Genomic DNA, 3,888 nt, shown 5'->3' with positions numbered 1-3,888 from the left:
TAAAATATCTCATGTTATTGTGCTCCTACTCATTTTCCTAAAATGTAACGTGGTTTAGAGAACTTTGCAACAGAACCGTTTCGGTTTACCTGGAATTTTCGTTACTACACCTTTATTATTATTTATTGGTGTAATTATGACATATCTTAAGAAAAGGCCTTTGTATAACAAGAACGCGACAAACCATTCCTTTTAGTTATTATTGATTTATTAAAATAAAAAATTGATACTCAAAAAACAAGAAAGGTTGGCATTTTGCCAGCCTTTCTTGTTTACTACTTAATTCATTTTATAAATAAAAATTTTGTTTTGGGGATACTTCAAAACCTTCGTTTAATGGGCATGGGGCCAAGCTGAAAAAATCCGGAAAAATCGTATAAAATTCGGAATTTTATACGATTTTAACGAAAGAGTTTTGTAACACTTTCGAAAGAAAAATGAAAGGTATTTAAACTAAGATAAACTTCGGAACGTTAAATTCAGTTTAATAAATAGAAAAAAATAGGGTAGAACAAAGTGAGGAAAACAATTATGAATGGAAAAGCAAAAAAAAGTATGCGAAAAGTCCTCCCTGTAGGAATTGCAATGGGGATTCTGTTCAGCTCCAACCCAGTAACAGAACATAAAGTGAAAGCAGATGTTGATACGTTCGGAACGATTGTTACAACACTTGGAAGTGTATATGACGCATTTGGTAAAGAGGCTTTTACTAAATATTTAGAGGATGCTAATGCAAAAAGTAGTTATGATAATTTTTGGGAAAACATTACTTACCTGGCTCCTACTTTTAAAAAAGGAGAGTTTGGGATTACTGTATTTGATTATTATAAAAATCAAGATTTTAGCCAGAAGGTTAAAATTGCTTATCCCAATGGAAAAGTTGAATATAAAACAATCAAGCATGGACAACAACTTCGTATTAAGGACGCTGGTACAGTAGTAGATTTAACTCCTGATGAACCAGAACTATCTAAACATGATATTTTGTATATTACACAAAAACAATTAGATGAAGGAAAGACCGGTGTTTCACTTACGAATTTCAAAACTTATTATCTAGAAAGTGACAATAGTGGTCGTATAAATGAGCTAGGATGGAAATTTGTAAAACAACAGTTCCCAAATGCTTATCTTAGCAGTGGATTGGCTGCTGCTGGTGTTAATGAGCGAGAACTTTTCGGAAAATTACCAGAAGACAAACGAATGCTAGGAACAAGTACTTCAAAGACAGTGGGCAAAGAGGCTCTTTCTAATTATGTTACGAATGATCCTGAAGCTCTTGCAGATTTTAATAACCGCATAGTAAATGTAGTTGCAGATACTAATCTGATTTTTGAAGCAAATCTTGTATTAGAACAGCTTTCATTTGATGGCGATACAATTTATCAAATTATCCCGTATAAAAAAGGAAGCAATAAAGTAGTGCTAAAAAAAGGGTCGAAGTATCTTTCAGGGAAAGAAGGAAATGAACTTCAATATTCAGATTCGATTGGCGATGACGAAGTATTGGAACTTGTCCAAATTGAAAATTCTGGTAACAATAAATTTCAGTTTAATTTGATTAACAAGAATGGAGCACGTTTAACTGATACTCCGGACCACGGTAGAGAATTCACTACTAATAAGGGGTGGGGTTCTAACATTCGTTTCGCTGCAAAAAGCAACAATGAAATTCATAACTGGTTAAGAGAGTGGTATCCAGGTAAAGAAAATGATAGACAGGAGCATGACGGAATAGAGTTACTACCTGATGAAAAGGATCCTACTAAACGGATTGCAAGAGATTCTTCTAGAAACGTGATAAAGAACAGTTGGGTAAAACTCATTGATAATTATTTTTATGCAGGTTCTGATGGATTCCTCTTGAAGGGTTGGCAGGAAATTGAGGGTAATACTTATTATTTTGATCCGTCTAATGGCGAATTGTTTACGGCGAGAAATAAATCTGATGTACGGATTGAGGGTAAGTTTTATAATTTCAATGATTCTGGCGCTTTGCAACGATCAGCATGGAGCAAGAGTGGCAGTGATGGTCGTTGCTATTCTGATGCTTCTGGAGAGCTTGTTGAAAAAGGTTTGCGGGAAATCGATGGTGAAATTTATTATTTCGGAGGTTATGTGGTCCTTAAACATGAAATACGTCTAGAAGATCAAAATAGCATTCTTCATTTTTCTGACAAAGGCGCACTTGAGAGAGTTTCTAGGATAAATGGAGAAGAGCTAAGTATCACTACTACTGTTCGGTTTGAAGACAAAGAGTTAGTATTTGAAAAAGACGGTTCTATTAGAAAAAATGGGGTCTCTAAAATTTCTATACCTGGATTGAACTTGGATGGAAAAGAGCAGCCTTTATTGGTATATTACGGCTTAGAAGAAGGGGCTAACTATACCGGTTGGAAGGAAGTTGATGGTAAAAAATATCACTTTGATGGTGGCAGACACTTTACTTTTGATGGTCATGAAACCATTGATGGAATAAAATATTATTTTAATCATGAAGGAGAAGCTAAACAGACAGGTTTTGTAAAAACTAACGGTAAAACATACTATTATAATGATAAAGGCGAAATGCAAACAGGCTGGCAAAAAATCAATGATAAATGGCATAGCTTCGAGGATTCTGGAGAAGCTACGGTAGGAAGTTTCATCGCTTGGTCACGCACCAGTAGTCAGTTTGGACAGTACTCATTCTATGCTAAAGACAATGGCGAGATTTATGTAAACGAAACTGTTGTTCTCCCTACAGAAAATGGATATAAAAAACATATCTTTGATAGTTATGGACATTATACGATAGACAACAGTTAAGATCATATAAAAACTATAACTAGGTGTTAAAAAATATAAAATAAAGCAAGAAATTATAAGACTGCAAGGCATTTTTTTCAGAAGGCTTTGCAGTCTGTTTATATTATCGCGCACGGTAGTATAAAAATTGAAAAACAATCTACAACCTTCTTTCTTTTTAAATCGTTAAGGCTATTTCTGCTACATGCAAGGTTTCAAACAAAAGGAGAAAGCAAGTAGCGGTCGTGCTGTATTCTGCATAGCAGCGACTTATATGTTGAAAAATTAAAATGGATATATTGTGAGGAAAGATAGAGCAATTACAATGGAGAGTGTAAAGTATATTTTTAATATATATATCTACAACAAGAAACAAAGGTTTTTGTAGATAGCTTGTTTTCTTTCATCCTTACAGAACTGTCATCTTTATGTAAGGTTATTAGATAGTTTATTTAACGTTTAAATGTAATAATTAACTTATAAAAATTGATAATGATTTTTTAGAAATTATAGACGAGTGTTGTTCACGATTATAACAACAACTAAAAAATGATTGAGAAAAATTCAACATATACATAATAAGTGGAGGTAAATATAGTGGCTTTAAAAGTATTACTTATCGTTATTGGTGTAGCATTAATTTTATCGGGTGTATATAAAATGAAGAAGTATGATGCATTCGTAGGAAAAACTCAAACAAGAAAAAATCTTTTCAACTTTTTAATTAATGGACAGAGTTCTGGAATAGGACACTTATTAAGTGGGATTGTGTGTATCGTTTTAGCAATCGTAGCCTTTATAATTAAATAATTTGCAAATCAGGGAGCTAAGATATAGAATTTAGCTCCTTTTATTATGATAGGGGCACGGAAACAATTCAAAGAATAACCCGCCACATCTGAAAAAATTTCCAATTTTATCGGGTGATTTTTATTATACTTTGTCTTGTAGTCTCCTATATAAAGCTGATCTTGAAACATTGGTAATCTCACAAATTTGTTTCACTGTCATATTTCCTTCTTCAGGTTCCGGTGCAAAAACTTCAAGATACATGCAAGTAACCTCTAAATCTTGGACATACTGATACTATTACTCTAAAAA

Annotated in this window: 2 protein-coding genes and 1 pseudogene; 2 read left to right on the top strand and 1 reads right to left on the bottom strand. The window is 33.2% G+C overall.

The genetic code is table 11. From position 1 onward, the window contains the following. Positions 1-531: 531 nt before the first annotated feature. Together JDS96_RS29855 and JDS96_RS29850 are read left to right on the top strand one after the other, a co-directional pair. Complete coding sequence (locus tag JDS96_RS29855; protein WP_199669011.1) at positions 532-2,808, top strand: cell wall-binding protein; 2,277 nt, start codon at positions 532-534, stop codon at positions 2,806-2,808. A 576-nt stretch (positions 2,809-3,384) separates the two neighbouring features. Beyond that, positions 3,385-3,597: a hypothetical protein gene (locus JDS96_RS29850; RefSeq protein WP_199669010.1), complete on the top strand. Its 213-nt coding sequence runs from the start codon at positions 3,385-3,387 to the stop codon at positions 3,595-3,597. 123 nt (positions 3,598-3,720) lie between these two features. Here JDS96_RS29850 and JDS96_RS29845 read toward each other — a convergent pair. Beyond that, positions 3,721-3,810: pseudogene (locus JDS96_RS29845) on the bottom strand (helix-turn-helix domain-containing protein); the annotation flags it as partial. Between the last annotated feature and the right edge of the window lie 78 nt (positions 3,811-3,888).

The organism is Bacillus cereus group sp. N21 (genome assembly GCF_016483395.1).
Lineage (GTDB): Bacteria > Bacillota > Bacilli > Bacillales > Bacillaceae_G > Bacillus_A > Bacillus_A pseudomycoides.
This window is presented reverse-complemented; position numbering and strand designations above follow the sequence as displayed.